The following is a 26,824-nucleotide window of genomic DNA, read 5'->3' as shown; positions in this document are numbered from 1 at the left end:
TAAATCGCGGCCAGGGGCGCGGGGAACTGCGCGCCAAGCCCCCACGAACGGCGCGACGCCACACAACGGAACAAGCCCCCACGCCCCGCGTTAGCCTGGTCAGGTCCAACCCACACACCCCCGGGCCCACCGAAAACACGCAAAGGGGCGCAGCCAACCCGTGCGCATCGCCAGATTCTCCATCGACGGGAACGTCGCCTTCGGCGCGGTCGAGGGCGACAAGCCCGATGAGCTCGTCCTCGACATCATCAAGGGCATCCCGTTCGCCGACTTCGAGCTGAGCGGCACCAAGGTCCCGCTCAACAAGGTCAGGCTGCTGCCCCCGGTGCTCCCGAACAAGGTCATCGCCTTCGGCCGCAACTACGCGGAGCACGCCAAGGAGCTGGGCAACGAGGTACCGGACGCCCCCTTCGCCTTCTTCAAGCCGTCGACGTCCGTGATCGGCCCCGGCGACGAGATCCAGTACCCGACCTTCTCCGAGGACCTCCACCACGAGGCCGAGCTGGCCGTGGTCATCGGCCGCATGTGCCGCGAGGTCCCGCGCGAGCGCGTCAACGACGTGATCCTCGGCTACACCGCGGCGAACGACGTGACGGCCCGCGACGTCCAGAAGCGCGAGAAGCAGTGGGCCCGCGCGAAGGGCTTCGACACGTCCTGCCCGCTCGGCCCCTGGGTGGAGACGGACCTCGACGTCGCGGCGGCGTCCGACCTCACGATCCAGTGCACGGTCAACGGCGCACAGCGCCAGCTCGGCCGTACGTCGGACATGATCACGCCCATCGCGGACCTGATCGCGAACATCTCCGAGGCCATGACGCTGCTCCCGGGCGACGTCATCCTCACGGGCACCCCCGAAGGGGTCGGCCCGCTCAGTGTCGGCGACGAGGTCGCCGTCACCATCGAAGGCATCGGCACTCTCACCAACAAGGTTGTCAAGCGTGGCTAGCGCATCCGCCCCAACAGTCCGTGTCCGTTTCTGCCCCTCGCCCACCGGTAACCCCCACGTGGGTCTGGTCCGCACCGCCCTGTTCAACTGGGCGTTCGCGCGGCACAACGAGGGCACCCTGGTCTTCCGCATCGAGGACACCGACGCGGCCCGCGACAGCGAGGAGTCGTACAACCAGCTCCTCGACTCGATGCGCTGGCTCGGCTTCGACTGGGACGAGGGCCCGGAGGTGGGCGGCCCGCACGCCCCGTACCGCCAGTCCGAGCGCATGGACATCTACAAGGATGTCGCGCAGAAGCTCCTGGACAACGGCAAGGCGTACTACTGCTACTGCTCGACCGAGGAGCTGGACGCCCGCCGCGACGCCGCCCGCGCCGCCGGCAAGCCTTCGGGCTACGACGGCCACTGCCGCGAACTGAGCGCGGAGCAGGTCGAGACGTACAAGGCCGAGGGCCGCAAGCCCATCGTCCGCTTCCGCATGCCCGACGAGACGATCACGTTCACGGACCTGGTCCGCGGCGACATCACGTACGAGCCGGAGAACGTCCCGGACTACGGCATCGTCCGCGCGAACGGCGCCCCGCTGTACACGCTCGTCAACCCGGTGGACGACGCGCTGATGGAGATCACCCACGTCCTGCGCGGCGAGGACCTGCTGTCCTCCACCCCGCGCCAGATCGCCCTCTACGCGGCGCTCAAGGACCTCGGCATCGCCAAGTCCACGCCGGAGTTCGGCCACCTCCCGTACGTCATGGGCGAGGGCAACAAGAAGCTCAGCAAGCGCGACCCCCAGTCGTCGCTGAACCTCTACCGGGACCGCGGCTTCCTGCCCGAGGGCCTCCTGAACTACCTCTCGCTCCTCGGCTGGTCCCTCTCGGCCGACCGCGACATCTTCTCGATCGACGAGATGGTGGCGGCCTTCGACGTCAAGGACGTCCAGCCGAACCCGGCCCGCTTCGACCTCAAGAAGTGCGAGTCGATCAACGGCGACCACATCCGCCTGCTCGACCCGAAGGACTTCGCCGAGCGCTGCGCCCCGTGGCTGAAGGCCCCGTTCGCGCCGTGGGCCCCGGAGGACTTCGACGAGGCCAAGTGGGCGGCCATCGCGCCGCACGCCCAGACCCGCCTGAAGGTCCTCTCGGAGATCACGGACAACGTCGACTTCCTCTTCCTGCCCGAGCCCGTCTTCGACGAGCCGAGCTGGACGAAGGCCATGAAGGAAGGCTCCGACGCCCTCCTGACCACGGCCCGCGAGAAGCTGGAAGCGGCCGACTGGACGTCCGCGGAGTCCCTCAAGGAGGCCGTCCTGGCCGCCGGCGAGGCCCACGGCCTCAAGCTCGGCAAGGCCCAGGCCCCGGTCCGCGTGGCCGTCACCGGCCGCACCATCGGCCTCCCGCTATTCGAGTCCCTGGAGATCCTGGGCAAGGAGACGACCCTGGCCCGCATCGACGCGGCCCTGGCGAAGCTCACCGCCTGACCCCACCCGTTCGTCACCGTCGTCCCAGGCCGATCGAAGCCGTGGTCTGGGACGTCGACACCGCGTTCTTCCGGGGGTGACCCCCGAACCCCCAGCCGGGGGCGGCGATCGCGTTACCGTCCTCCCATGCCCATCAAAGCCGTGGTCTGGGACGTCGACGACACGATCTTCGATTACGCCACCGCCGACACCGTCGGCATGCGCGCGCATCTCACCACCGAGGGCCTCCTCGACCGCTACGGCAGCGTCGAGGAGGCCCTCGCGCGTTGGCGGGCCGCGACGCGGGAGCACTGGGCGCGCTTCGAGTCCGGCGCGACGGACTGGGAGGGGCAGCGCAGGGACCGCGTACGGACCTTCGTGGGGCAGCCGCTGGAGGACGCGGCGGCGGACGCCTGGTTCACCCGCTACCTCGGCCACTACGAGGCCGCCTGGAGCCTGTTCCCGGACACCGTGCCGGCCCTGGACACCCTCGCCGCCGGCTACCGGCACGCGGTGCTCTCCAACTCCTCGCTCCACAACCAGGACCGCAAGCTGCGCGTCCTCGGCGTGCGCGACCGCTTCGAGACCGTCGTCTGCGCCGCCGAACTCGGCGTCGCCAAGCCCGAGGCGGCCGCCTTCCACGCCGTCTGCCGGGAGCTGGCCCTTGAGCCGCACGAGGTCGCGTACGTCGGTGATCAGCCGGACACCGACGCCAGGGGCGCCGTGGAGGCAGGGCTGACCGGCATCTGGCTGGACCGCGCGGGGACCGGCGGCAGGCCTGAGCTGATCCGCATCACGGGCCTCGACCAGCTGCCCCCGCTGCTGGGGCGCGATACCCGTTTTGGAGCGCCGGAGACCTTCGGGTAATGTTCTTCCTGCGCCGAGGGGAGCAGCCGAAAGGCCGAAACCCAGAAGCGCAAGCCCAAACAAAGTCCCCTCGGGGGTTGCGTTTCGGTGGCCTATGGTGTAATTGGCAGCACGACGGTTTCTGGTTCCGTTAGTCTAGGTTCGAGTCCTGGTAGGCCAGCTCGCAGAGCTCATCTGCACCGTGGATTCCAGATCCACAAAGCCCCCGTTGTGTAGCGGCCTAGCACGCTGCCCTCTCAAGGCAGTAGCGCCGGTTCGAATCCGGTCGGGGGTACAGATCCTTCTCGTGAGGACGGTAATGGGTAGCTCCCGCCGACCTTGATGTCAGGATCGCTAGGGCCCCCGTTGTGTAGCGGCCTAGCACGCCGCCCTCTCAAGGCGGTAGCGCCGGTTCGAATCCGGTCGGGGGTACGACTGGGTTCGCAGGTCGCAAGGCCTTGAACTTCAGTGGTCTATGGTGTAATTGGCAACACTACGGTTTCTGGTACCGTCATTCTAGGTTCGAGTCCTGGTAGACCAGCTCGATCACGCAAGTGGTCAGCGCCCCCGTTGTGTAGCGGCCTAGCACGCCGCCCTCTCAAGGCGGTAGCGCCGGTTCGAATCCGGTCGGGGGTACGCGAACGATCCGAGGCCCTTCCCGTACGCGGGAAGGGCCTCTTCGTGTGCGGTGGTCGATACACCCCGGACACAACTCCGGCCGGTCGCTGCGGCGTTGGAGCGACCGGCCGTGAACTGGCAGAGGTGTGAAGGACGTTGAGGATCAGCCGGTGCGGCGCAGGGCCTCGGAGAGGCGGCCCGCGGCGTCGATGACGGCCTGGGCGTGCATCCGGCCCGGGTGGCGCGTCAGACGCTCGATGGGACCGGAGACCGAGACGGCGGCCACCACGCGGTTCGACGGGCCGCGCACGGGCGCGGAGACGGACGCGACGCCCGGCTCCCGCTCGCCGATCGACTGGGCCCAGCCGCGGCGTCGTACGCCCGACAGGGCCGTCGCCGTGAAGCGGGCGCCCTGGAGGCCGCGGTGCAGGCGCTCCGGCTCCTCCCAGGCCATCAGGATCTGCGCGGACGAACCCGCCTTCATTGTGAGGGTCGAGCCGACCGGAACCGTGTCCCGCAGTCCGGACAGGCGCTCCGCCGCGGCGACGCAGATGCGCATGTCGCCCTGACGGCGATAGAGCTGGGCGCTCTCGCCCGTGACGTCGCGCAGGTGCGTGAGAACCGGGCCCGCGGTCGCGAGCAGGCGGTCCTCTCCCGCCGCCGCCGAGAGTTCGGCGAGGCGCGGGCCGAGAATGAAACGGCCCTGCATGTCACGCGCCACCATGCGGTGATGCTCCAGGGCCACCGCCAGGCGGTGGGCCGTCGGTCTTGCCAATCCGGTGGCCGCGACAAGGCCAGCAAGGGTCGCGGGTCCGGACTCCAGGGCGCTCAGGACAAGGGCTGCCTTGTCCAGAACGCCGACGCCGCTACTGTTGTCCATGCGTCGATACTCCCGTCTCACTCTGTGAAACGCAAGTTCAATTTTCCGTGGAACTTGCCACTCTGGACGTCACACCGGCCCGTGGACCAAAACGGGCCCGGCCGTCGACGTCCGGTACGAGGGGTACGGGCGTCGGCGATCCCGAAATCTCTAGTTGGGCCGGCGCACCACAAGCCGGCCGGAGGGAAAGCGATGGGTAGGACACTCGCGGAGAAGGTCTGGGACGACCACGTCGTCCGGCGCGCCGAGGGCGAGCCCGACCTCCTCTTCATCGATCTGCACCTGCTGCACGAGGTGACCAGCCCGCAGGCCTTCGACGGCCTCCGCAAGAGCGGCCGCCGGGTGCGGCGCCTCGACCTCACCATCGCCACCGAGGATCACAACACCCCGACCCTCGACATCGACAAGCCGATCGCCGACCCGGTCTCGCGCGTGCAGCTGGAGACGCTGCGCAAGAACGCGGCGGAGTTCGGTGTGCGCCTGCACTCCCTGGGCGACGTCGAGCAGGGCGTCGTGCACGTCGTGGGGCCGCAGCTGGGCCTGACCCAGCCGGGCACCACCGTCGTGTGCGGTGACTCCCACACGTCCACGCACGGTGCCTTCGGCGCCCTGGCGTTCGGCATCGGCACCTCGCAGGTCGAGCACGTGCTCGCCACGCAGACGCTGCCGCTGGCCCGCCCGAAGACCATGGCCATCACGGTCGACGGCGAGCTGCCCGAGGGCGTCACGGCCAAGGACCTGATCCTCGCGATCATCGCGAAGATCGGCACCGGCGGCGGCCAGGGCTACATCCTGGAGTACCGCGGCTCGGCCATCGAGAAGCTGTCGATGGAAGCCCGCATGACCATCTGCAACATGTCGATCGAGGCCGGCGCCCGCGCGGGCATGATCGCCCCGGACGAGACCACGTTCGCGTACCTCAAGGGCCGTGCGCACGCCCCCGAGGGTGCCGACTGGGACGCCGCCGTGGAGTACTGGCGGACGCTGCGGACGGACGACGACGCGGTCTTCGACGCCGAGGTGTTCATCAAGGCCGACGAACTGTCGCCGTTCGTCACCTGGGGCACCAACCCCGGTCAGGGCGCGCCCCTTTCGGCGAACGTCCCCGACCCGGCTTCGTACGAAGACGCTTCGGAGCGCCTCGCCGCCGAAAAGGCCCTGGAATACATGGGGTTGGAGGCCGGGCAGGCGCTGCGCGACGTCAAGGTCGACACCGTCTTCGTAGGTTCGTGCACCAACGGCCGCATCGAGGACCTGCGCGCCGTCGCCGACATCGTCAAGGGCCGCAAAGTCGCCGACGGCGTACGGATGCTGGTCGTGCCCGGCTCCGCGCGGGTGGGCCTGCAGGCCGTCTCCGAGGGCCTGGACAAGGTCTTCAAGGAGGCCGGCGCCGAATGGCGGCACGCGGGCTGCTCCATGTGCCTCGGCATGAACCCGGACCAACTCGCCCCGGGCGAGCGCTCCGCGTCCACGTCGAACCGCAACTTCGAGGGCCGGCAGGGCAAGGGCGGCCGCACGCACCTGGTCTCGCCCCAGGTCGCCGCCGCCACCGCCGTACTGGGCCATCTGGCCTCGCCCGCCGACCTGTCCGACGTTTCTGTCGCTGCTGGAGTCTGATCAGTCATGGAAGCATTCACCACGCACACCGGCCGGGCCGTCCCGCTGCGCCGCAGCAACGTCGACACCGACCAGATCATCCCTGCTCACTGGCTCAAGAAGGTGACGCGGGACGGGTTCGAGGACGGGCTGTTCGAGGCCTGGCGCAAGGACCCCGAGTTCGTGCTCAACAAGCCCGAGCGCAAGGGCGCCACGGTGCTGGTCGCCGGCCCCGACTTCGGCACCGGATCGTCCCGTGAGCACGCCGTCTGGGCCCTGCAGAACTACGGCTTCAAGACCGTCATCTCCTCCCGCTTCGCGGACATCTTCCGGGGCAACTCCCTCAAGAACGGCCTGCTCACCGTCGTTCTGGACCAGAAGGTCGTGGACGCGCTCCAGGAGCTGGTGGAGAACGACCCGCAGGCCGAGATCACGGTCGACCTCCAGGAGCGGGAAGTTCGGGCCGAGGGCATCACGGCCTCCTTCGAACTCGACGAGAACTCCCGCTGGCGGCTGCTCAACGGGCTCGACGACATCAGCATCACCCTGCAGAACGAGCCGGACATCGCCGCCTACGAGGCGAAGCGTCCCTCGTTCAAGCCGAAGACCCTCCAGGTCTGACCGCGCGGCGGATCGGGTCTGATCCGCCGCCGAGCAAGGCTTATTCAGGCCACATCCACAGGCCTCGTACCCCCAATCGTGCACCGGTTGGGGGTACTTCTGTGTGCGGCTCCGAGCCCGCCGCGCTGACCTGAACGGGTGGTCTTGGCGCGTCGCCAACTCCCTTGAATACCAAGGGTGTTCCTGGGGTACGCGTGTCTCGGTGCCGCTCTGAGCGGGCATGTCGTGCAGGGGCTCAGGAGGCCCTTGTGGGGCGGGAGTTACCCCCTGCGGAGGCGACAACTCGCCCCAGATGGCACAATCTGTGCATGGAACACGACGGCCAACTCCAGATGTACTCGGCGGTCGCGAACCAACTCAAGGAAGCGCACGCCCGAGTGCGCACACTGCAAGTCCCGGAGGGCGTACGGATGGCGCTGACCCGGAAGCTGCTCGCCATTACGGCTGCGGCCAAACACGATCTCGCCGGTGCGGCAAGGCGTCTGGAGCGATTCATGGCGGACCTCGACGACTTCGAAGAGGGCTCGCTCACTGAAGAGGAACTCTGAGACTGCCGAGTTCGTTGCGGCACAAGGGTGATTAGCCCGTTTCGCGTTTGATTTGCGGTATATATCTGCCTAACGTGCGAAAAAGCCGGGTCGAAAGAGATTCGCCCCGGCAATGTCTCCGAAGGGGAAGACGTGAACAAGGCGCAGCTCGTAGAAGCGATTGCCGACAAGGTCGGCGGCCGTCAGCAGGCCGCAGACGCCGTCGACGCCGTACTGGACGCCATCGTCCGTTCCGTGGTCAACGGCGACCGCGTTTCGGTCACCGGCTTCGGTTCGTTCGAGAAGGTCGACCGTCCGGCCCGTTACGCCCGCAACCCGCAGACGGGTGAGCGCGTTCGGGTCAAGAAGACCTCGGTGCCGCGCTTCCGTGCGGGCCAGGGCTTCAAGGACCTCGTCGCGGGCTCGAAGAAGCTCCCGAAGAACGACGTCGCGGTCAAGAAGGCGCCCAAGGGCAGCCTGAGCGGCGGCGCTTCGGCGACGGTCAAGAAGGCCGCTGCGAAGAAGACCACCGCCAAGAAGGCCGCCGCCAAGAAGGCGACCCCGGCGAAGAAGACCACCGCTGCCGCCGCGAAGAAGACCACGGCGAAGAAGGCGACTCCGGCCAAGAAGGCGACCACCGCCAAGAAGGCCGCCACCGCCAAGAAGGCCGCCGCCAAGAAGGCGACTCCGGCCAAGAAGGCGACCACCGCCAAGAAGGCCACCGCGAAGAAGACGGCGCCCGCCAAGAAGGCCACGGCCAAGAAGGCGCCCGCCAAGAAGTCGACGGCGCGCAAGACCACCGCCAAGAAGGCCACCGCTCGCAAGAAGTAAGGCTCAGGCCTCACTTCTTGGGCGTACGCCCAAGGCTGCTCACGCGCCGGGCCGGGCTCCCCTCGGGGAGCCCGGCCCGCGGCGTGTTCCGGGCGGGTCAGGTGGGTTCAGAAGGTCTGGAGGGTCACGAGCGTGATCTGCCGGGCCTCGGCGTCGTTCTCGGGGTTCTGGACCTCGATGCGCACCCGCTGCCCGGGGCGCAGCAGCCGCAGGCCGCCGGCGTCGAAGGCCGCGGCGTCGAAGGGCACCGGGGTGCCGTCGTCCAGAAGGACGCTGCCGGAGCGGGTTTCGGGGTCGTACGTGTACGCGGTGGCCTGCATACGGGCAGCGTACTCAGTCCGGGATCAGCAGCCCCGCGGCGGCCCGCGCCGTGTGCGGGCCCACGCCCAGGGCGAGCGCGGCGCGCAGGTCGTCGCCCGTGTCGACGTCCTGGCGTACGGAGTCGACGGCGTCGAGGGGGAGTTCCGCGGCGCCGGACGCCGCGTGGCGGGCGCGGGAGTCCGTACCGAATGCGGGCAGCAATTCCGTGCCGGGGGCCGACGACAAGAGTGTGGTGCCGATTCCGGCGGCATCGGGCAGAAATGCCCGGGGAAATGCGGCGGCTGCCGCGAGAACGCGGGCCAATTCCTCGGGGCGCAGCGCCGGCAGATCGGCGTTCAGGGCCGCGAGCGGCGTCGCGGGACGCAGGGCGCGTGCGCGGGCCGCTCCGTGGACGAGGGCGGCGTTCAGGCCCGCCTGCGGTGCGTCGGGGACGACGCGGGCGCCCAGGGCCGTCAGTTCGCGCTCCGCGCGGGCGTCGTCCGTGACGACCACCACATCCCGCACCGCCGCACAGGCCGCCGCGGCGGCCACCGTGTCCTGCGCGAACGCCAGGGCCAGGCCCGGGCGCAGGGCGTCCCCCGCCGTGGGCGCCAGCCTGCTCTTGGCTCGCACCAGCGGTTTCAGCGGTATCACCAAGGTCCACTGCACCCGCCCATTGTGACCGGTGCATGAGGTGTGCCTGTTCGGGCGGGCGTACGGTGTTCTCGACAGACCGGTGCCCCGGGGCGACACTTGTGCGGCCCGCCAGGCCCTGCCTGCAAGGTCCTAGAGGAAGGTGTCCGAGTGTCCCGCCGCAGAATCGGCTTCTGGTACCGCTTCGCAGCGGTCCTCTGCAAACCGCCGCTGGTGGTTCTGTTCAAGCGGGACTGGCGCGGAATGGAGAACATTCCTGCCGACGGCGGATTTATCACCGCGGTCAACCACAATTCGCATCTGGACCCGTTCCTCTACGCGCACTTTCAGTACAACACCGGACGAGTGCCGCGTTTCCTGGCGAAGCACGGCCTCTTCAGGAAGGGCTTCGTGGGGGCCGCGATGCGCGGCACCGGGCAGATTCCCGTCTATCGCGAGTCCACGAACGCGCTGAGCGCCTTCCGTGCCGCGATCGACGCCGTGGAGCGCGGTGAGTGCGTGGCCTTCTATCCCGAAGGAACGCTCACCCGCGATCCCGAACTGTGGCCCATGACGGGCAAGACGGGCGTCGCGCGCGTGGCGCTCCAGACGAAGTGCCCGGTCATTCCCGTGGGGCAGTGGGGCGCCACCGCGGTACTTCCGCCCTATGCGAAGAAGCCGCGCTTTTTCCCGCGTCAGACGCACCATGTGCTCGCCGGTGAACCCGTCGACCTGTCGGCGTATTACGACAAGGAGATGACGCCGGAACTCCTCAAGGAGGTGACCGAGGTCATCATGACCGAGATCACCGAGCTCGTCGCTCAGCTGCGCGGCGAGAAGGCCCCGCGGAAGCGGTACGACCCGCGCGAGGCGCGCCTCGAGCAGCGCCGCAAGTTGCGTACGCAGAGCGGCAGTTCGGGCGGAACGACGGAGGAGAGCAAGTGACGCGTCCCGTGAAGGCTGCCGTCTTCGGAACCGGCTCGTGGGGCACCGCGTTCGCCATGGTGCTCGCCGACGCGGGCTGCGACGTGACCCTGTGGGCCCGCCGCGCCGAACTCGCCGAGACCGTCAACTCCACGCGTACGAACCCGGATTACCTGCCCGGCGTCGAACTCCCCGAAGGTGTGCGGGCGACGGCCGATGCGGCCGAGGCCGCGGCCGGCGCCGACTTCACCGTGCTCGCGGTGCCGTCGCAGACGCTGCGCGGGAACCTCGCCGCGTGGACGCCGCTGCTCGCCCCCGACACCGTGCTCGTCTCGCTGATGAAGGGCGTCGAACTCGGCTCCGCGATGCGGATGAGCGAGGTCATCGAGGACGTCACCAAGGTCGGCGAGGACCGCATCGCGATCGTCACCGGACCGAACCTGGCGCGCGAGATCGCCGCGCGCCAGCCGGCCGCCGCGGTGGTCGCCTGCCGCGACGAGGCCGTGGCCCAGCGCCTCCAAGTGGCCTGCCACACCCCGTACTTCAGGCCGTACACGAACACGGACGTGGTCGGCTGCGAGCTGGGCGGCGCCGTCAAGAACGTCATCGGGCTCGCCGTCGGCATCGCCGACGGGATGGGCCTCGGCGACAACACGAAGGGCTCGCTCATCACGCGCGGGCTCGCGGAGACGACGCGCCTCGGCATGGCCATGGGCGCGGACCCGCTCACCTTCTCCGGGCTCGCCGGGCTCGGCGACCTGGTGGCCACCTGCTCCTCGCCGCTGTCGCGCAACCACACCTTCGGCACCAACCTCGGCAAGGGCATGACGCTCGAGGAGACCATCGCGGTCACCAAGCAGACCGCCGAGGGCGTCAAGTCCTGCGAGTCCGTGCTCGACCTCGCGCGACGCCACGATGTCGACATGCCGATCACCGAGACCGTCGTCGGGATCGTCCACGAGGGCAAGCCGCCGGTGGTCGCCGTGAAGGAGCTCATGTCGCGCTCCGCCAAGCCCGAGCGACACTGAGCGACGGCGGCACAACGCGGCTCTGCGGGCGCTGACTCTCGTACTACCAGCAGGTACGCTCAACGCGATATGAGCAGCGAGAACCTCCCCCAGAGCCCTGTGCCCGCCGCTTCGGGCACCTCGTCGAGCGGGCAGAAGCCGCGCGTGGCCGTCGTCTTCGGTGGTCGCAGCTCCGAGCACGGCGTCTCCGTGGTCACCGCGGGCGCCGTGCTGCGCGCCATCGACCGCACCAAGTACGACGTGCTGCCCATCGGCATCACCCGTGAAGGGCGCTGGGCGCTGACGGCGGACGATCCCGAGCGGATGGCCATCACCGACCGCCAGGTGCCCGACGTCGCCGATCTCGCCGAGTCGCCCGAGGGCGGCGTGGTCCTCCCGGTCGACCCGTCCTCGCGCGAGGTCGTCTACAACGAGCCCGGCTCCGTGCCCAAGGTCCTCGGCGACGTCGACGTCGTCTTCCCGGTGCTGCACGGCCCGTACGGCGAGGACGGCACGATCCAGGGTCTCCTGGACCTGTCGGGGACGCCGTACGTCGGCTGCGGTGTGCTCTCCTCGGCCGTCGGCCAGGACAAGGAGTACATGAAGCGGATCTTCACCTCCTTCGGGCTGAAGGTCGGGCCGTATCTGGTGATCAGGCCGCGCGAGTGGGAGCGCGAGCAGGACGGCGCGCGCCGCCGCATCGCCGACTTCGTGGGCGAGCACGGCTGGCCGCTGTTCATCAAGCCCGCGCGCGCGGGCTCGTCGATCGGCATCACGAAGATCGACTCCTTCGAGGGGCTCGACGAGGCGATCGAGACCGCCCGCGCCCACGACCCGAAGGTCATCGTCGAGGCGGGCGTCGTCGGGCGCGAGATCGAGTGCGGTGTCCTCGAGTTCGAGGACGGGCCGCGCGCCTCGGTCCCGGCCGAGATCCCGCCCGTACAGGCCCACGACTTCTACGACTTCGAGGCCAAGTACATCGACTCAGCCGCCGGCATCGTGCCCGCGCCGCTGACCGACGAGGAGACGGCCGAGGTCCAGCGGCTCGCCGTCGAAGCGTTCGAGGCCGTGGCCTGCGAAGGCATCGTGCGGGCCGACTTCTTCCTCACGGAGGACGGCGAGTTCGTGATCAACGAGATCAACACGCTGCCCGGCTTCACCCCGATCTCCATGTACCCGCGGATGTGGCAGGAGAGCGGCGTGAGCTACCCGGAGCTGGTCGACCGGCTCCTGGAGGCGGCACTGCGCAGGCCCACGGGGCTGCGGTAGCGGTGCCGGTGCTGCGGTAGCCGTGAGGCTGCCGCAGCCGGGACCCTAGTCGGCGATCCCCTTGGGGATCGCCTTCTTGATGGGCCCGGCCAGGTCGACGAGGGGCCCCGCGCCCCCGTCGGCCACCTGCTCCTCGGGGATCGTGACCTCGACGTACGCGAGGCGCCCGCCGGTGGTCATGCGCTGCGCGCCGCTGTCGAGCTTCTCCACGACCCACTCGACCTGGTTCACGGTCGCGGGCATGGAACCCTTCTTCAACACCGCGTCAGGCCAGGCCACTCCGCAGCGCAGTATGATCGCCGGGCTTCCCCACGCCGCGGTCAGCGCGGAACGCGGCTCGGGATCGTCGCGCTCGAGTCCGTCGACCTTCTGCGGCAGCAGATCGTGCAGATTCCGGCACAGCTTGGTGACCTTCGCGTCCGGGGTGGGAACCGTCGCCGCCGGCGCATCGTCCGTTGATGCGCAGCCCGAAGCGGCGGCGATCAGCAGGGTCAGGGCAGGCAGCCCGAAGTGAAGGCGGAGCCGGTGACGGAAAGAGTTCACCGGCACAGGGTAGACGGGGGCTACAGGTGGACGACCGGGCAGGTCAGGGTGCGGGTGATGCCATCCACTTGCTGGACCTTGGCAACCACCATGCGCCCCAGTTCGTCGACGGTGTCGGCCTGTGCACGGACGATCACGTCGTAGGGGCCGGTGACATCCTCGGCCTGGATGACTCCCGGAATCTTTCCGATCAGCTCGGCGACGGTCGACGCCTTGCCAACTTCGGTCTGGATCAGGATGTACGCCTGTACCACGGAACCTCCAGGGCGGCCACGAGGATCATGTGGGGAGAAGGGACGCCACGGTATCGCGTCGCCGCTCGTCGCGGGGAGACCCGGGGTGGCTGTGGCGTACTCACCGTGAATGCGCCCTCCGGGAGCGCAAGGATCGTAGGGGCAAGCCCGTGACAAAAACCGTACCCATGACAGAGACGGCTCGCGACCGCGAGCAGGCCGGGGCAGAAGGGGCAGCACGCGCATGAAGGGCACCGTCGGCGAGCTGGGCGAGTTCGGGCTCATCAAGGAGCTGACCTCGCGGCTCACCACCACACCGGCCGTACGAGTCGGCCCCGGCGACGACGCCGCGGTGATCTCCGCACCGGACCGCAGGGTCGTGGCCAGCACGGACGTCCTGCTGGAGGGCAGGCACTTCCGGCGCGACTGGTCCACCGCGTACGACGTCGGCCGCAAGGCCGCCGCCCAGAACCTGGCCGACATCGCGGCCATGGGAGCCGTCCCGACCGCGCTGCTGCTCGGTCTCGTCGTCCCCGCCGAACTGCCCGCGTCCTGGCCCTCGGAGCTGATGGATGGGCTGCGCGACGAGTGCCAGGTGGCCGGCGCCGCCGTGGTGGGCGGTGATGTCGTCCGCGGCGACACCATCACCGTCGCGATCACCGCGCTCGGCGATCTGCGCAACCACGAACCGGTGACCCGGGGCGGTGCCCAGCCCGGTGACGTCGTCGCCGTGACGGGCTGGCTGGGCTGGTCCGCGGCCGGGTACGCCGTGCTCTCCCGGGGCTTTCGCTCGCCGCGTGCCTTCGTCGAGGCGCACCGCAGGCCCGAGCCGCCGTACCACGCGGGCCCCGCGGCGGCCGGCCTCGGCGCCACCGCCATGTGCGACGTGAGCGACGGGCTCATCGCGGACCTCGGCCATATCGCCGAGGCCAGCAAGGTCCGCATCGACATCAAGTCCGGGAACGTGGACGTGCCGTCGCAGATGAACGACATCGGCCAGGCCGTCGGCGTCGACCCGCTGCAGTGGGTGCTGACGGGGGGAGAGGACCACGCGATCGTGGCGACCTTCCCGCCGGACGTGAAGCTGCCCGCCCGCTGGAAGGTCATCGGCGAGGTGCTCAACCCGTCGGCCCTGCCGCAGGTCACCGTGGACGGCGCGCCCTGGACGAGCAAGGGCGGCTGGGACCACTTCGGCGACGAACCGGTGGACGGGGGCGGCGCGGGCGGCCCCGGCGGCTCGGGCGGCGGGCCCGGTGGCTTCACCGGATTCGGCGGACTCGGCGGGTTCGGTGGGGAGATCGAGTCGTGACAGGGCCGAACGGGCCGGGCGGGTCCGCCGAGGAGGGGGCTTCCGGCGCCGGACGCGTCCCCGCTCGGGTGCTGACCGTCGCCGGGTCCGACTCCGGCGGCGGCGCCGGGATCCAGGCCGACCTGAAGACCATGCTGGCGCTGGGCACCCACGGCATGAGCGTGATCACCGCGGTCACCGCCCAGAACTCCCTGGGCGTACAAGGAGCTTGGGAGCTTCCGGTGGAGGCGGTGCGCGCGCAGTACCGCAGCGTGGTCGACGACATCGGGGTGCAGGCCGTCAAGACGGGGATGCTCGCGTCGCCCGAACTCGTGGAGTGCGTCGCCGACTTGCTCGCCGGGACGACCGCGCCCGTCGTGGTCGATCCGGTCGGTGTGTCCAAGCACGGTGACTCCCTGCTCGCCGCGTCGGCGCTCGACTCCGTCCGCACCAAGCTGCTGCCGACCGCCACCGTGGCGACACCGAACCTCGACGAGGTGGCCCAACTCACCGGCGTACAGGTCGAGTCGGAGGACGAGATGCGTCGGGCAGCGGCCGCCGTGCTCGCTTACGGGCCGCGGTGGGTGGTCATCAAGGGTGGGCATCTGGGTGGACATGCGGGCGGGCATCTCGGTTCGCATCTGGGCTCCACAGAGGTGGCTTCTGGTCGGGGCGGCGCCGCCGGTGTCGTGGACGCGGTGGATCTGCTGACGGACGGCTCCGAGGAGTACTGGCTGCGGGCCCCGCGCCACGACAACCGGCACACGCACGGCACGGGCTGCACCCTCGCCTCCGCCATCGCGGCCGGTCTGGCGAAGGGGCAGGACGTGCCCGAGGCCGTGCACGCGGCCAAGGAGTACGTGACCGGGGCCATCGCCGCCGGGTTCGCGCTCGGCGGCGGTATCGGGCCCGTCGATCACGGCTGGCGGCTGGGGGCCTCGTCGGCGGCCGGGACGGCCTCGGCCTGAGCGGAGGGGGCAGCCTCGGCCTGAGCCGCGGGGGCGGCCTCGGCAGCCGGCGCGGGGGCAGGTATCGGCTCGGGGGACAGGGCGTAGTCCTTGAGCGTCAGATTGCTCGCGGTCTTCTCCGTCAGGCGCTTGAAGAAGCCCGCCAGGAGCCGTGAGCTCAGCATCCGGTACGCCCGGTCGCGGCTGCGCATCTTCTTCTCGGTGGCCGGTGCCAGGAACGGTCCCGCGTTCCCTGAGGTCTTCTGGCAGCCCTTCGCGTACTTCGTGATCGCCGCCTCGAACGCGGCGAACGCCGTGCGGTGATCGCCGCGCGCCGCCACCAGCTCGCCCGCGAGGACGTACGCCGACACCAGCGCCGTGCCGGTGCCTATGCCGCCCATGGTCGCTCCGTGCCCCGCGTCGCCCAGCAGGATCACCCGGCCCTGGGAGATCCGGTCGATGTGGATCTGGGCGATGGCGTCGAAGTACAGCTCGTCCGACCGGTCGAGCGCCTCCAGCATCTGCTCCACGTGCGGCCAGGCCATGCCGCGCAGCTTCTCGGCGACGATCCGCTTCTGCTGCGCTAGGTCCTTGCGGTCGTACGTGAGCTCCTGCGACCGGAACACGACGCAGGCGCCGGCCCGCCCCGGGTCACCGTCGTAATTGTTGATCATGGCTGTACGTCCCGGTTCGGTGTAGAGCCGGGCCGTGCGGTCGAGGCCCAGATGGTTGGGCATGTCGAACCCCGCGACGTAGTACCCGAGGAAGCGGAGGTAGCGGGATTCGTCCCCGAATGCCAGGCGACGCGTGTGCGAGTGCAGGCCGTCCGCGCCGACGACCAGGTCGAAGGTGCGGGGCGCGCCGCGGTCGAAGGTGACGTCGACGCCGGTGGGGGTCTCGGTGAGCGTGGCGATCGAGTCGCCGAAGACGTAGGCGACCGTGTCCTTGGTGCGCTCGTACAGGAGGCGGGAGAGATCGCCTCGGAAGACCTCGACGTCGCCGCTCATCAGGTGCGCGGGCAGGTCCACGCGCTCGGTGTCGTCCGCGTCGACGATGACCTGCCGGCCCATGTCGGTCTGGATCCTGTGCAGCTCGTCCCAGATGCCCATGCGGGTCAGGACGGTGCGGTGGACCGAGCCGCGGAAGTCGACCGCGAAGCCGCCTTCGCGCAGCGCGGGCGCCTTCTCGACGACGGTGACGCGGGCGCCCTGGCGGGAGAGCCAGAAGGCGATCGCGGGCCCGGCGATGCTGGCGCCGGAGACCAGGACGTCGAGATGGGCGAGGGTGCCGGGGGTCGGCCGGTCGGCTGAGGTGTGCGTCTGCTTCGTCATGGGAGTGAGCGTGCGCCGGGGCGCTTACCGTTCGCTGACCACGCGCTGACCGCGGCTGACCGCCCGCTGACCGGGCGCCTGACGCGCCGCCTGTCAGGGTGCGCGGACGGCCTTCTCCCGCAGGATTCCGCCCAGCTCGAAGGCCTTCTTGTACACCTCGGGAGCGAGCAGCCGCCGGATCCGCCGCTCGAGCGGAGTGACGTCCGGGTCGTCCACGATGAGCTGCCCGCGCATCGCCGCCGCGGCGCCCAGGAGCGTCGCTGCCTGCTCGGGCGCCTCCGCCCGGGACGCCAGGGCCTCGGCCACCTCCGCCAGTTCGAGCCCTTGCGTCAGGTCGCCGGTCGACAGGGTGCGGGCCTGCGCGAACCATTCGTCCGCCTCGGCCGTGCGCCCCTGCGCGAGAGCGGTGCGCCCGAGGCCCAGGAAGATGTGCACGGTCTGGCCCACGCTGTACCAGGAGCGTGCACTGGTCTCCAGCGCCGTCTCGTAGTGCTCCCTGGCCCGGGCCGGGGCGCCCGACAGACGGGCAGCGTCGCCCCTGCCCCAGAACGCGCCCGCCACCTTCTCCGGTGCGCCCGCGGCCCGCGCGAGGTCGCCCGCCCGAGCGAAGTCGGCGTCCGCCTCCTCGTACGCGGCGCTGCGCAGCAGCACGGTCCCGCGCCGGCACAGCAGGTCCGCGGTCTCCTCCGGCGCGGCCAGCTCCCGCGCGTAGCCGAGCGCTTCGTCGAGCAGCTCCAGTGCGTGCGCCCGCTCCCCGCGCCAGTCCGCGAGCAGCCCCAGCTGGTCCAGGGAGTTGGCCATGCCCCACCGGTCACCGGTCTCCCGAAAGCCGTCGAGAGCCTGAGTGAACAGCGCCTCGGCCGCCGCCGGACGTCCGGCGAACTGCTCCTGGAACCCGAGCCCGATGCCGAGCAGCGCCCGACCCCACGGGTCGTCCCCGACCTGGGCGCGCACCCGCTCGTCGCGAGAGCGCTCCGGGCCGACCGCGAGCGTCCACAGCACGACCGTGAAGGGCAGCCTCAACTGGCGGTCGATCGTGGACAGTACGCGGTCCGCGCGATCGAGCCGGGCGTCGTCGCCGTCCCCTATGACGGCATTGAGCGCACACAGCGCGTACTCCTCCTCCAAGCCCGGCGGCGGCTCGGACCCCACCGCGTCGACGAGGTCGCGGGCGAGTGCCACCCGCTCACCGGCCAGGCCGCGCAGCCGCCAGAACCACGACAGGGCAGCCATGAGCCGCAAGCCGTCGGAGGGGGCGGCGCCCACGAGGTGGCGCAGGGCGGCATCGAGATCGGCCCGCTCGGCCGACAGTCTTTCCAGCCACGGGAGTTGATCGGATCCGCGCAGTCGCGGCTCGGCCTCCTCGGCGAGCCGCAGGAAGTACGCCGCGTGAGCGTCCCGGAGCTCCGCTCGCAGGTCGTCCGCCAGGTGCTCGGCACAGAACGCGCGGATCGTCTCCAGCATCCGGTAGCGGCCCTCGGACGCCTCCAGGAAGGACTTCTCGGCCAGCGACGCGAGCAGGTCCTCCGGATACGGGATGCCGCAGACCGCCTCCACCGCGTCCAGCGTGGCGCCCCCGGACAGGCCTCCGGCCGTGAACACCGTCAGCCGGCACGCCAGATCCCGCTCCTCCTCGTCGAGCAGCTCCCAGCTCCACTCCACGACGGCCCGCAGGGTGCGGTGCCGTGGTGCCTTCGTGCGGTCCCCGCGCGACAGGACCCGGAAGCGGTCGCCGAGCCGCTCGGCCAGCTCTTCGACGGTGAGCGTCCGCAGCCTGGCCGCGGCCAGCTCGATGGCCAGCGGCAGCCCGTCGAGCGCCGCGCAGATGGCGTCGATCGCGGCCACGCGCGCGTGCCCGTCCCCCGCGAAGTCCGGCCGCACCGCCGCGGCCCGGTCCCTGAACAGCAGCGCCGCCGGACCGGCGCTCAGCGGCGGCACCGGACACAGCGCCTCGCCGGTGATCCCCAGCGCCTCCCGGCTGGTCGCCAGGATCCGCAGGCCCGGGCAGGTGGCGAGGAGGAGCCCCGCCGCGCGGGCGGCGCCCTCGACCACATGCTCACAGTTGTCGAGCACCAGCAGGAGTTCGCGGTCCTCCAGCGCCGCCATGAGCCGCTCGGTGGCGTCCGCGGTCCGGGGGCCGCGCAGCCCTTCGCGTACGCCGAGTGCGGTGAGCACGGCGTACGGGACCTGCGCCCCGTCGGCGAGCGGCGCCAGCTCCACGTAGCAGACGTCCGCGCGGGAGGCGGCCGCCTCGATCGCGAGCCGGGTCTTGCCCGCCCCGCCCGGCCCGGTCAGCGTCACCAGACGGGCCTCGTCCAGCAGTTCGTCGATCCGCGCCAGCTCGTCCGCACGCCCCACGAACCGGGTCAGCTGTGCCGGGACCCCGCGCCGGCGGACCGGGTCCTGACCTCGGCCCTGAAGCAGCTCCAGGTGCAGCGCGGCGAGCTCGGGGGACGGGTCGGTGCCCAGCTCGTCGGCGAGGACGCGGCGCGCCTCCTCATAGGCCCGCAGTGCCTCGGCGGGGCGCCCGGCCGCCTGAAGGGCACGCATCAGTAGCCCGTACAGCCGCTCGCTCAGGGGGTGCCGCGCGATCAGTTCGCGGACCTCGGCCACCAGGTCGGCGTCGCCGCCCAGCGTGAGGTCGGCCTCGATGCGGTCCTGTACGGCGCTCAGGCGCAGCTCTTCCAGGCGCGGCAGGTCACCGGGCGCCGGCCCGCGCCACAGGGCAAGGCCCTCACGCAGGACGGCCGCCGCGCGCGCGTGGTCCCCGGCGGACAGCGACTGCCGGCCCTCACGCGCGAGCCGCTCGAAGCGGTGCAGGTCCACGTCGTCCGGGTCGACGGCCAGCCGGTATCCGGCGGGGCCCGCCTCGATCTCCAGGCTCAGGCGCTTGCGCAGCCGTGAGACCTGGGACTGCAGAGCGTTGCCCGCACCGGCCGGGGGGTGTTCGCCGTACAGGCCGTCGATCAGGCGCTCCGGCGAGACGGTGCGGCCCGCGTCCAGGAGCAGCAGCGTCAGCAGGGCGCGCGGGCGCGGCCCGCCGGGATCCAGCGGGCTGCCGTCGAGTGCCCGTACGTCGAGAGGGCCGAGGATGCCGAACCGCATGCGCAGAGTCTGGCAGCCGCCACTGACAGTCGTGGCCGGACGGCGGATCGTGCGCACCGCCGCGGACGGAAGGAGGTCCGGGCACACGAAGAAGCCGGCCCCCGAGGGGACCGGCTTCTTCAAGCAACCAGCGAGGTGGCCGCGCTACGCGTTACGTCAGCGCGAGACCTTGCCGGCCTTGATGCACGAGGTGCAGACGTTGAGCCGCTTCGGCGTCCGCCCGACCACTGCACGCACACGCTGGATGTTCGGGTTCCAGCGACGGGACGTACGGCGGTGCGAGTGCGAAATGTTGTTGCCGAAGCCCGGCCCCTTGCCGCAGACGTCGCAGTTGGCAGCCACGGGTCACTCCAAAGACTTCAGATGCACTTACGGTTGATCCCGGCATGCCGGGATCAGGATCGGAGGATCTGAGTGGCGGTGCCAGGGGGATGGCCCGATGGGTATCGGGCAACCGGAGCAGCATACAACGGCTGCTTCGGTACAACGAAACTACCATGGCTGCCCGGGCCGCTGCCCCGGCTCCCGGGCCGGGCCCTCTTCCCGGACGGCCGACCCCCGGGGTCTACTCTGCGGTGCCAGTCCCGCAGCTCAAGGAGGCGCAGGTGCCGCAGGTGCCGCATGTACTCGACGTCGTCGCGGTGCGCGCCTGGTGCTCCCTCGCCCTGGAAGCGCTCGGCCGCGAGCGCGCGGAGATCGACGCGATCAACGTCTATCCCGTGGCCGACGGGGACACCGGCACCAACCTGTATCTGACCGTGGAGTCCGCGCATCAGGCCGTGGAAGCGGTCTTCGCCGGTCTTCAGGCGGGCCGGGAGCCCGCCGTGCCCGAACTGCCCGAGGTGATCCGCGCGATGGCGCACGGCGCCCTCATCGGCGCCCGCGGGAATTCGGGGACGATCCTCGCGCAGCTGCTGCGGGGCATGGCCCAGGTCCTCGCCGCCGACGCGGGCCGTGACGGAGATCACGCGGCCGGGGCTGCGCCAGGAGCCCTGCGCCTGGCGCTGCGCAGGGCCGCCGAGTCCGCCCGCGAGGCCGTCGCCCACCCCGTCGAAGGCACCGTCCTCACCGTCGCGACGGCGGCCGCGGACGCGGCGGCGGACGTCGACGGCGACTGCGGGGCCGTCGCCCGCGCCGCCTATGAAGGCGCGTGCACGGCGCTGGACGCGACGCCGGGGCAGCTGGCGGTCCTGGCCGGCGCGGGGGTCGTGGACGCGGGGGGCCGTGGCCTCGTCGCCGTCCTGCGGGCGCTGACCGAGGCCGTCTCGGGGGAGGCGGCGCCGGTGCCCCGCCGGGAGGAGAACGGGCACGCGCGCGTGGGTGCGCCGTCCCCGACCGCGCCTCTTGAATGCGCGGAGGAGCACGGCGGCCCGGGGCCCGCCTTCGAGGTCATCTACCTCCTCGAGGCCGACGACCGGCACGTCGCCCGGCTGCGGACCAGGCTCGACGCCCTCGGGGACTCCCTGGTCGTCGTGGGCGGGGACGGGCTGTGGAACGTGCACGTCCATGTCGACGACGCGGGTGCCGCCGTGGAGGCGGGCGTCGAGGCGGGCCGCCCGTATCGCATCCGCATCACGCACTTCGGGCTCGGCGACGCCCATACGGCCCGGTCCTCGGCCCCGCCGCGCGAGCGGGCGCAGCGGGCCGTCGTGGCGGTCGTGCCGGGTGACGGGCTCGCCGGTCTGTACGCGGAGGCGGGCGCGACGACCGTGCCCGACCGGCCCGGTGAGCCGCCCGCCAGCGGGGAGCTGGTCGACGCCATCCGGCGGGCCCACGCGCGCGAGGTCGTGCTGCTGCCGAACGACGCGGAGCTGCGGCACACCGCGGCGGCCGCCGCCGAACAGGCCCGTTCCGAGGGCGTACGGGTCGCGCTCATCCCGACCAGGTCCGCGGTGCAGGGCATCGCGGCGCTCGCCGTGCACGAGCCGGACCGGCGCTTCGACGAGGACGTCGTGGCGATGACGTCGGCCGCGGGCGCGACCCGCTACGCCGAACTGACCGTCGCCGAGCGGCAGTCGTGGACCATGGCCGGCATCTGCCAGGCCGGGGACGTCCTCGGGCTCATCGACGGCGACGTGGCGGTCATCGGCAGCGAGATCCCGGCGACCGCCCGCACCGTCCTCGACCGGATGCTCGCCGCGGGCGGCGAGCTGGTCACCCTCGTCCTCGGCGACGACGTGCCGGACGAGGTCGCGGACAGCCTCGAACTGCACGTACGCGAGACCTACCTGGCCGTGGACACGATGGTCTACCGGGGCGGGCGGCAGTCGGCGCTGATCCTGATCGGCGTCGAGTAGCCACCCGCCTCGCGGCCTACTCCGAAAGCGCCGCCCGAGCGGCCCGGGCTTCGTCCCGCGCTTCGGCGTCACCGGCCTCGTCGAACGCCGCCGCGGCCAGGTCCAACTGTGCGGCCGTCTCCGCGGCGGGCGCGTGCCGGGCGAGCAGCTCCGCGAACTGCCGGTGCGTGTGGCCGAGTTCGGACCGCAGCGCCTCGTGGTCGGCGTCCTCCGTGGCGAGCGCCTCCTCGCAGGCTCCGATCGCCGCCGTCATGAACGCCCGCTCGTCGTCCGCCGACGCGGAGTCGAGCCAGGCACGCGCGCGCAGGCACCGCACCACCGCATGTATGTGGCCCAGAGAGCGCCACAGCTCGCCCGCGCGCGCGTAGGCGCGATCAGCATCCTCGGTGCGGCCCGCCCGTTCGAGGGCGTCCGCCGCCAGGTTCGCGAGCATCGCGTGGTCGCGCTGCTCGGGCCAGTGCTGCGCGATCTCGGCGGCCTTCAGCCAGGCCTCGGCGGCCTGAAGGTGCTCGCCGAGCGCACGGGCGCAGTCGCCGAGCCACCACTGGGCCTGGACGAGGGCGCCCTCCCCGTGGTCCTCGGCCGTCAGGTCGAGCAGCGCCGACTCCAGGACTTCGGCGGCCTCGGCCGTGCGCTCCTCGCGCAGCAGGTGACCGCCGAGCTGGAAGCGTGCCCAGGCGCCGAGCCCCGGGCTGTCGCCCGCCTCGTCGGCCCAGTGGGCGGCCTCCAGGGCGTGCGCGGACGCGGGCCCGAACTGCCCGGTGGCGGCGAGGACTTCGGCCAGCTGGAGGTTCAACTGCGCGGAGCCCGCAGGCTCCAGGTACCCGGCGCCGTGCGCCAGTGCGGCGCGCAGGGCCCGCTCGGCGTCCGCCGCGTCGTCCCGGTCGCGGGCGAGCCCCGCGAGCCGCGCCTCGCAGTCCACGGCCACCCATGGCCGCCCCGCCGCCACGTGCGCGGCGGCGGCCTCCTCGTACAGCGCCCGTGCCTTGTCCGCGTCGCCATGGTGCAGCGCGATGTCGCCGAGCATCGACCGGGCGGACGCGGCCTGCGACGCCAGGTGCGGCACCGCCGAGAACGGCTCGGTGAGCGCGAGCAGCCGGCGCGCGCACTCCTCGGCCGCCGCGATGTCGGCGTCCCCGGCATGCTCCCGCAGCAGGATCTGCGCGCGGCAGGCCAGCACCGCCGCCGCCGGGCGGGCCGTCGTGACGTCCAGATCGGGCAGGGCGGCGAGGACCTCCTCGTACGGTGCGCGGATCGCGGCGAGCGCGTCGTCGGCGCGGCCCGCGCGGGACATCGCGTACGCGCCACGCGCGCGTGCGGCCCGGGCCTCGTCCTCGTCCCCGGCGGCGGCGTACAACTCGGCCGCACGGGCGAACAGTTCGGCGCCGTCCTCGGAACGCATCGCTTCGTAGTCGACGATCTCGGCGCGGTCGCGAGCGGACAGCTCCAGGCCCTCCGCCTCGGCGGCGCGCGCCGCCGCCTCCCAGGCCCGTCCCGCCTCCGGCCCGCCGGTCTCCTCGGAGACGCGTCGCGCCCGCTCCACCAGGGCCGCGGCGTCGCGGGGCTGCTCCGCGGGGGCTGTGACGACCGGCTTCGGGGGCGCGGCCGTGCGCACGACCCGTACGCCGAGCGGCAGCCGATCCAGCAGGGGCCGCTGGGCCATCCGCTCCCGCAGCCGCGTGCCCACCCGGTCTGTGCCGTTGCGCTCGTCGAAGTGGGCCGCGAGGGCGAGCGCCTCCGCGCGCGCGTGCGCCGCGAGTTCCGCGGCCGTCCAGGAGCGGCCGGCCGGACCGGGGACGCTCTGCTCGCCCAGGCCCAGCTCGGTCAGCCGGTCCATCACCAGTGCCGTCACCCCGAGGAAGTCCATCAGACCCTGGGGGTTGCCGGTGTCGGTGAAGTAGGCCGGGCGCTCCGCCAGCAGTTCCAGGGCGCGCGCCTCGTTGCCCGTCAGGGCGCAGAACTCCACGTGCGCCGCGAACGCGCCCCGCATCGACTCCATCCGCCGTACGAGGCGGTAGCCGCGCAGATGGTTCGCGCGGGCCTCCTCGGGACGGCCCAGGCGCAGCAGGGGCAGCAGCGAGTCGGCGAGGGTGGCGTGCGGCTCGTGGGCGCAGGTGTGCTCGCCCTCCAGGACCGGACGCCACAGCTCCAGGGCGCGCTCGTCGTTGCGCAGCGCCGCCTGGCGGGCACCCTGCCCGTTCAGCTCGCAGGCATGGCAGTCGGCCATGGTGTCGCGGTCCGCCGCGAGCCACGCCTCGTACGCGCGCGTGGCCCGCTCTTCGTCACCTATGTGGTCGGCGACGTAGAACTCGCTCATACGGACGGCCCGTTCGGAGTGCCCGGCCACCCTGTAGCGGTGCTCCATCTCGCCGAGCCACTTCTCCATGGAGGCGAGCGGGATGTGCGGCTGGCTCAGCATGCCGCCGGACATCCACTTGAAGACCCAGTGCAGCGAGTGCGTCTCGTAGGCGTCGAAGTCCTCGGGGTGCTCGTCCCACATGCGCAGCAGCCGCGCGAAGGGGACGAACATCTTGGCCTTCTCGGAGCTGTAGTTGTACATCTGCAGCTGGTGGCCGAGCGCCTCGATCACGGCGAGCGGCTCGCCGAGCTTCTCCGCCTGCGCGAGCAGCAGCTCCGCGCGGGCGCCCCGCGCCGGCCCCTCGGGCTGCGCGGCGTTCTCCGCCATGGCGCGCCGCAGGCCGTCCAGGTCCGGGATCCCGTCGGTTCCGTTCATCGGGCGTCGTCCTTTCCGGTGCCGGGGTGCGTGGCCCACTCCAGGAGGCCGATGAACGAGCGGTTCAGAAGCGCCGAGTCGGCCGGGCGCAGCGGGCGCTGCGCCATCAGCAGGGCCTGCCCGTACAGGGCCTCGGCGGCCGTGCCGACCAGCTCCGGGTCGGTCAGCGAACTCACCCTGCGGATCAGCGGGTTGAGGTGATTGAGAACGAGCCGCGCGCGAGGAGCGCTGCCGCGCAGCGAGCCCAGAATGCCCGCCCACAGGTCGTCCGCCTGCGCCTCGGCGTCCGCGCGCGCCTGCTCGTGCCGGGCGGCGCGGTCGTCCAGGTGCAGCGCGGGCACCGTCAGCGGATGGAAGGCGCGCAGGGCGACGTCACAGCCCAGCGGGTCGAGCCTGGCCCGCGCGGCGGCCAGGAACGCCGACAGGGCCAGTTCCTCGGCCGGGTCGACGCTGTCCAGGTGCGCGGTGACGGTGTCCGCGTCCAGCTCGGCGACCACGGTGCCGGGGCGTACGGACGGCAGCGCCTCCACGAGGTCGCTGTCATACGTATAACCCCCGTTGACGACACCGATCCCCTGGGCGGAGGCGATCGGCGCCACCTGCCGGTACTCCTCCACCGTCCGCGTGAAGTGCACGACAGGGTGGCGCTGCGCGAACTCCTCCAGGGAGAGCTGCCCGTCCGTCGTCTCGAACGGCAGCCACGGAAGCATGGTGCGCAGCATCTCCTTGTCGTGCCGCGCAAGGGACTTGACCCCCAGGTGGTGCACCGACAAGAAGGCGGCGAGCCGCTCCGGATCGCCCGCCGCGAGCGACGTCAGCCACTCCCGGATGCGCTCGCCCAGGGCCTCCCGCACGGCGGCCAGGGTCTCGTCCTCGTACAGGGACTCGCGCGACGCGGTGGGGCGCAGGCTGTCCGTGTCGATGACGCAGCGCACGAAGAAGGCCCAGTCGGGCAGGAGTTGCTCGGCCCGCTCCGTGAGGAGCATGCCCTTCAGATGCACCCGGTGTCCCGCGCGCTGGGCGGGGCTCACCGCCTGCGGCAGCACGTGCGCCACGCCCCGGATGCCGGCCAGCGGCACGTCCAGGTCGATCGAGTCCAGCGGCGTGAACCCGAACAGGTCGTGGCAGTGCCGGGCCAGGGCCACCCGGCGCGCGGCAGGGCTCGGATACGGACGGTCCCAGACGGCGGGCAGGTCCGTCACCGCGGCCTCGCCGACGCGCACGTCGTACGGGAGCAGCGAGCCGAAGTCCCGCGCCAGGGACAGCACCCGCTCCTCCGCCAGCCAGTCCGCGGCGCCCGCGCGGGCCTCCAGGTGCACGGTCGTGCCGGGTTCGAGGCGGGCCGCGTCCGGGAGCGTACGGACCGTGTACGAGCCGTCGTCGCGGGCCGTCCACTCGACGGGCGGGGCGTCCGGTGTGCGCGCGCTGCGGCTGACCACGCGGATCCGCTCGGCCACGACGAAGCACGCGAGCAGGCCGATGCCGAACTGGCCGAGGAAGTCGGCGCGGGCCGACTCCAGACCGTCGCCGCGCTTGGAGCTGCGCCCGATCGTGGCGAGCAGCTGGTGCACGTCCGTCTTGGTCAGCCCGATGCCGGAGTCCTCGACCCGCAGCGCCCCGCCCTCGGCGAACAGCCGCACGGTGGCGGGGGAGTCGGGCTGCTCGGCGCGGCGGGCGGTGATGGCGTCCACCGCGTTCTGCAACAGCTCGCGCAGGTAGACCTTCGGGCTGGAGTACAGATGGTGGGAGAGCAGGTCGACGAGACCGCGCAGGTCGACCTGGAACGTGTGCGGTGTGTGCGGCGCCTGGGCACCGTGCGCATTCTGAGAAGTCTGGGAATCCATCGTCGCTGCGCCGGTGGGGGGACGGGCGACGGCGCGGGTCGGGCGGTC

At 71.6% G+C, this 26,824-nt stretch carries 22 protein-coding genes, 5 tRNA genes and 1 pseudogene; 18 read left to right on the top strand and 10 right to left on the bottom strand.

Annotation, left to right across the window (positions count from 1 at the left end; translation table 11 throughout):
• Nucleotides 1-160: 160 nt before the first annotated feature.
• From AB0L37_RS26000 to AB0L37_RS25965, 8 genes are all read left to right on the top strand, one after another.
• Nucleotides 161-946, top strand: coding sequence for a fumarylacetoacetate hydrolase family protein (locus AB0L37_RS26000; protein ID WP_365510007.1), 786 nt, complete (start codon nucleotides 161-163; stop codon nucleotides 944-946).
• Nucleotides 939-2,423 carry a glutamate--tRNA ligase gene (gene gltX, locus AB0L37_RS25995; protein WP_365510004.1) on the top strand — a complete coding sequence of 495 codons (1,485 nt, stop codon included), beginning with the start codon at nucleotides 939-941 and terminating at the stop codon, nucleotides 2,421-2,423. Before AB0L37_RS26000 ends, gltX begins: the two co-directional genes overlap by 8 nt.
• Before the next feature lie 126 nt (nucleotides 2,424-2,549).
• Nucleotides 2,550-3,269 (top strand): HAD family hydrolase, encoded by a 720-nt coding sequence (locus AB0L37_RS25990; RefSeq protein WP_365510001.1) that lies wholly within the window; start codon nucleotides 2,550-2,552, stop codon nucleotides 3,267-3,269.
• 88 nt (nucleotides 3,270-3,357) lie between these two features.
• Nucleotides 3,358-3,429 (top strand) — tRNA-Gln (locus tag AB0L37_RS25985).
• Between the two features lie 41 nt (nucleotides 3,430-3,470).
• A tRNA-Glu gene (locus AB0L37_RS25980) sits at nucleotides 3,471-3,543 on the top strand.
• Nucleotides 3,544-3,607: 64 nt separating this feature from the next.
• Nucleotides 3,608-3,680, top strand: a tRNA-Glu gene (locus tag AB0L37_RS25975).
• 37 nt (nucleotides 3,681-3,717) lie between these two features.
• A tRNA-Gln gene (locus AB0L37_RS25970) sits at nucleotides 3,718-3,789 on the top strand.
• Between the two features lie 22 nt (nucleotides 3,790-3,811).
• Nucleotides 3,812-3,884 (top strand) — tRNA-Glu (locus AB0L37_RS25965).
• Nucleotides 3,885-4,029: 145 nt separating this feature from the next.
• Here the strand turns inward: AB0L37_RS25965 and ndgR are convergent.
• On the bottom strand, nucleotides 4,030-4,746 hold the full coding sequence (gene ndgR / locus AB0L37_RS25960; protein ID WP_026245909.1) for an IclR family transcriptional regulator NdgR: 717 nt from the start codon (nucleotides 4,744-4,746) through the stop codon (nucleotides 4,030-4,032).
• Between the two features lie 192 nt (nucleotides 4,747-4,938).
• On the opposite strand from ndgR, the gene leuC reads away from it, so the two are divergent.
• The 4 genes from leuC to AB0L37_RS25940 all read left to right on the top strand — a co-directional run bounded on the left by leuC (nucleotide 4,939) and on the right by AB0L37_RS25940 (nucleotide 8,321).
• Entirely contained in the window at nucleotides 4,939-6,363 is a 1,425-nt protein-coding gene (gene leuC, locus AB0L37_RS25955; RefSeq protein ID WP_365509998.1) for a 3-isopropylmalate dehydratase large subunit, read from the top strand.
• 6 nt (nucleotides 6,364-6,369) lie between these two features.
• Entirely contained in the window at nucleotides 6,370-6,963 is a 594-nt protein-coding gene (leuD, locus tag AB0L37_RS25950) for a 3-isopropylmalate dehydratase small subunit (protein WP_365509995.1), read from the top strand.
• Nucleotides 6,964-7,271: 308 nt separating this feature from the next.
• A complete protein-coding gene (locus AB0L37_RS25945; RefSeq protein ID WP_365509992.1) occupies nucleotides 7,272-7,511 on the top strand; it encodes a hypothetical protein in 240 nt (79 codons plus the stop codon).
• Nucleotides 7,512-7,643: 132 nt separating this feature from the next.
• Nucleotides 7,644-8,321: an HU family DNA-binding protein gene (locus tag AB0L37_RS25940; RefSeq protein WP_365509989.1), complete on the top strand. Its 678-nt coding sequence runs from the start codon at nucleotides 7,644-7,646 to the stop codon at nucleotides 8,319-8,321.
• A 107-nt stretch (nucleotides 8,322-8,428) separates the two neighbouring features.
• On the opposite strand, the gene AB0L37_RS25935 is transcribed toward AB0L37_RS25940, so the two are convergent.
• Both AB0L37_RS25935 and cofC read right to left on the bottom strand, forming a co-directional pair.
• Nucleotides 8,429-8,641 (bottom strand): hypothetical protein, encoded by a 213-nt coding sequence (locus tag AB0L37_RS25935; RefSeq protein WP_365509987.1) that lies wholly within the window; start codon nucleotides 8,639-8,641, stop codon nucleotides 8,429-8,431.
• A 13-nt stretch (nucleotides 8,642-8,654) separates the two neighbouring features.
• Nucleotides 8,655-9,290, bottom strand: coding sequence for a 2-phospho-L-lactate guanylyltransferase (cofC, locus tag AB0L37_RS25930; protein ID WP_365509984.1), 636 nt, complete (start codon nucleotides 9,288-9,290; stop codon nucleotides 8,655-8,657).
• 135 nt (nucleotides 9,291-9,425) lie between these two features.
• On the opposite strand from cofC, the gene AB0L37_RS25925 reads away from it, so the two are divergent.
• The 3 genes from AB0L37_RS25925 to AB0L37_RS25915 all read left to right on the top strand — a co-directional run bounded on the left by AB0L37_RS25925 (nucleotide 9,426) and on the right by AB0L37_RS25915 (nucleotide 12,454).
• Nucleotides 9,426-10,199, top strand: a complete 774-nt coding sequence (locus tag AB0L37_RS25925) for a lysophospholipid acyltransferase family protein (protein WP_365509982.1) — start codon at nucleotides 9,426-9,428, stop codon at nucleotides 10,197-10,199.
• Nucleotides 10,196-11,206: an NAD(P)H-dependent glycerol-3-phosphate dehydrogenase gene (locus AB0L37_RS25920; protein ID WP_365509979.1), complete on the top strand. Its 1,011-nt coding sequence runs from the start codon at nucleotides 10,196-10,198 to the stop codon at nucleotides 11,204-11,206. Before AB0L37_RS25925 ends, AB0L37_RS25920 begins: the two co-directional genes overlap by 4 nt.
• Before the next feature lie 69 nt (nucleotides 11,207-11,275).
• The gene (locus AB0L37_RS25915; RefSeq protein ID WP_365509976.1) at nucleotides 11,276-12,454 is read left to right on the top strand and encodes a D-alanine--D-alanine ligase family protein; all 1,179 of its coding nucleotides are present in this window, start codon (nucleotides 11,276-11,278) and stop codon (nucleotides 12,452-12,454) included.
• 45 nt (nucleotides 12,455-12,499) lie between these two features.
• Here the strand turns inward: AB0L37_RS25915 and AB0L37_RS25910 are convergent, their stop codons facing one another.
• Together AB0L37_RS25910 and AB0L37_RS25905 are read right to left on the bottom strand one after the other, a co-directional pair.
• The gene (locus tag AB0L37_RS25910; RefSeq protein WP_365509973.1) at nucleotides 12,500-12,997 is read right to left on the bottom strand and encodes a DUF3515 domain-containing protein; all 498 of its coding nucleotides are present in this window, start codon (nucleotides 12,995-12,997) and stop codon (nucleotides 12,500-12,502) included.
• Between the two features lie 20 nt (nucleotides 12,998-13,017).
• Nucleotides 13,018-13,251: an Lrp/AsnC ligand binding domain-containing protein gene (locus tag AB0L37_RS25905; RefSeq protein WP_016642988.1), complete on the bottom strand. Its 234-nt coding sequence runs from the start codon at nucleotides 13,249-13,251 to the stop codon at nucleotides 13,018-13,020.
• A 223-nt stretch (nucleotides 13,252-13,474) separates the two neighbouring features.
• Here AB0L37_RS25905 and AB0L37_RS25900 point away from each other — a divergent pair.
• Nucleotides 13,475-14,428: pseudogene (locus AB0L37_RS25900) on the top strand (thiamine-phosphate kinase); the annotation flags it as partial.
• 179 nt (nucleotides 14,429-14,607) lie between these two features.
• Nucleotides 14,608-15,486, top strand: coding sequence for a bifunctional hydroxymethylpyrimidine kinase/phosphomethylpyrimidine kinase (gene thiD, locus AB0L37_RS25895; protein ID WP_365510117.1), 879 nt, complete (start codon nucleotides 14,608-14,610; stop codon nucleotides 15,484-15,486).
• Here the strand turns inward: thiD and AB0L37_RS25890 are convergent.
• From AB0L37_RS25890 to rpmB, 3 genes are all read right to left on the bottom strand, one after another.
• Entirely contained in the window at nucleotides 15,435-16,796 is a 1,362-nt protein-coding gene (locus AB0L37_RS25890; RefSeq protein WP_365509970.1) for an FAD-dependent monooxygenase, read from the bottom strand. The genes thiD and AB0L37_RS25890 overlap by 52 nt on opposite strands.
• Before the next feature lie 93 nt (nucleotides 16,797-16,889).
• Nucleotides 16,890-19,901, bottom strand: coding sequence for a BTAD domain-containing putative transcriptional regulator (locus AB0L37_RS25885; RefSeq protein ID WP_365509968.1), 3,012 nt, complete (start codon nucleotides 19,899-19,901; stop codon nucleotides 16,890-16,892).
• 156 nt (nucleotides 19,902-20,057) lie between these two features.
• On the bottom strand, nucleotides 20,058-20,243 hold the full coding sequence (gene rpmB / locus AB0L37_RS25880; protein ID WP_003957616.1) for a 50S ribosomal protein L28: 186 nt from the start codon (nucleotides 20,241-20,243) through the stop codon (nucleotides 20,058-20,060).
• A 233-nt stretch (nucleotides 20,244-20,476) separates the two neighbouring features.
• Between rpmB and AB0L37_RS25875 the strand changes: the two genes are divergently transcribed.
• A complete protein-coding gene (locus AB0L37_RS25875; RefSeq protein ID WP_365509965.1) occupies nucleotides 20,477-22,198 on the top strand; it encodes a DAK2 domain-containing protein in 1,722 nt (573 codons plus the stop codon).
• A 16-nt stretch (nucleotides 22,199-22,214) separates the two neighbouring features.
• On the opposite strand, the gene AB0L37_RS25870 is transcribed toward AB0L37_RS25875, so the two are convergent.
• Nucleotides 22,215-24,932: a tetratricopeptide repeat protein gene (locus AB0L37_RS25870; protein WP_365509962.1), complete on the bottom strand. Its 2,718-nt coding sequence runs from the start codon at nucleotides 24,930-24,932 to the stop codon at nucleotides 22,215-22,217.
• Nucleotides 24,929-26,776 (bottom strand): HSP90 family protein, encoded by a 1,848-nt coding sequence (locus AB0L37_RS25865; RefSeq protein WP_365509960.1) that lies wholly within the window; start codon nucleotides 26,774-26,776, stop codon nucleotides 24,929-24,931. The genes AB0L37_RS25870 and AB0L37_RS25865 overlap by 4 nt, the downstream gene beginning before the upstream one ends.
• Nucleotides 26,777-26,824 lie beyond the last annotated feature (48 nt).

Source organism: Streptomyces sp. NPDC052225 (genome assembly GCF_040679615.1).
Classification (GTDB): domain Bacteria; phylum Actinomycetota; class Actinomycetes; order Streptomycetales; family Streptomycetaceae; genus Streptomyces.
The sequence above is the reverse complement of the archived record's forward strand: the minus strand, read 5'-3'. Positions and strand labels throughout refer to the sequence as shown.

What these genes read in the sequence shown, in the direction of transcription:
- AB0L37_RS25990 (WP_365510001.1), top strand. Translation starts at nt 2,550, where the DNA reads ATGCCCATCAAAGCCGTGGTCTGGGACGTCGACGACACGATCTTCGAT.
- ndgR (WP_026245909.1), bottom strand. Translation starts at nt 4,746, where the DNA reads ATGGACAACAGTAGCGGCGTCGGCGTTCTGGACAAGGCAGCCCTTGTC.
- leuC (WP_365509998.1), top strand. Translation starts at nt 4,939, where the DNA reads ATGGGTAGGACACTCGCGGAGAAGGTCTGGGACGACCACGTCGTCCGG.
- leuD (WP_365509995.1), top strand. Translation starts at nt 6,370, where the DNA reads ATGGAAGCATTCACCACGCACACCGGCCGGGCCGTCCCGCTGCGCCGC.
- AB0L37_RS25945 (WP_365509992.1), top strand. Translation starts at nt 7,272, where the DNA reads ATGGAACACGACGGCCAACTCCAGATGTACTCGGCGGTCGCGAACCAA.
- AB0L37_RS25935 (WP_365509987.1), bottom strand. Translation starts at nt 8,641, where the DNA reads ATGCAGGCCACCGCGTACACGTACGACCCCGAAACCCGCTCCGGCAGC.
- AB0L37_RS25915 (WP_365509976.1), top strand. Translation starts at nt 11,276, where the DNA reads ATGAGCAGCGAGAACCTCCCCCAGAGCCCTGTGCCCGCCGCTTCGGGC.
- AB0L37_RS25890 (WP_365509970.1), bottom strand. Translation starts at nt 16,796, where the DNA reads ATGACGAAGCAGACGCACACCTCAGCCGACCGGCCGACCCCCGGCACC.
- AB0L37_RS25885 (WP_365509968.1), bottom strand. Translation starts at nt 19,901, where the DNA reads ATGCGGTTCGGCATCCTCGGCCCTCTCGACGTACGGGCACTCGACGGC.
- AB0L37_RS25870 (WP_365509962.1), bottom strand. Translation starts at nt 24,932, where the DNA reads ATGAACGGAACCGACGGGATCCCGGACCTGGACGGCCTGCGGCGCGCC.
- AB0L37_RS25865 (WP_365509960.1), bottom strand. Translation starts at nt 26,776, where the DNA reads ATGGATTCCCAGACTTCTCAGAATGCGCACGGTGCCCAGGCGCCGCAC.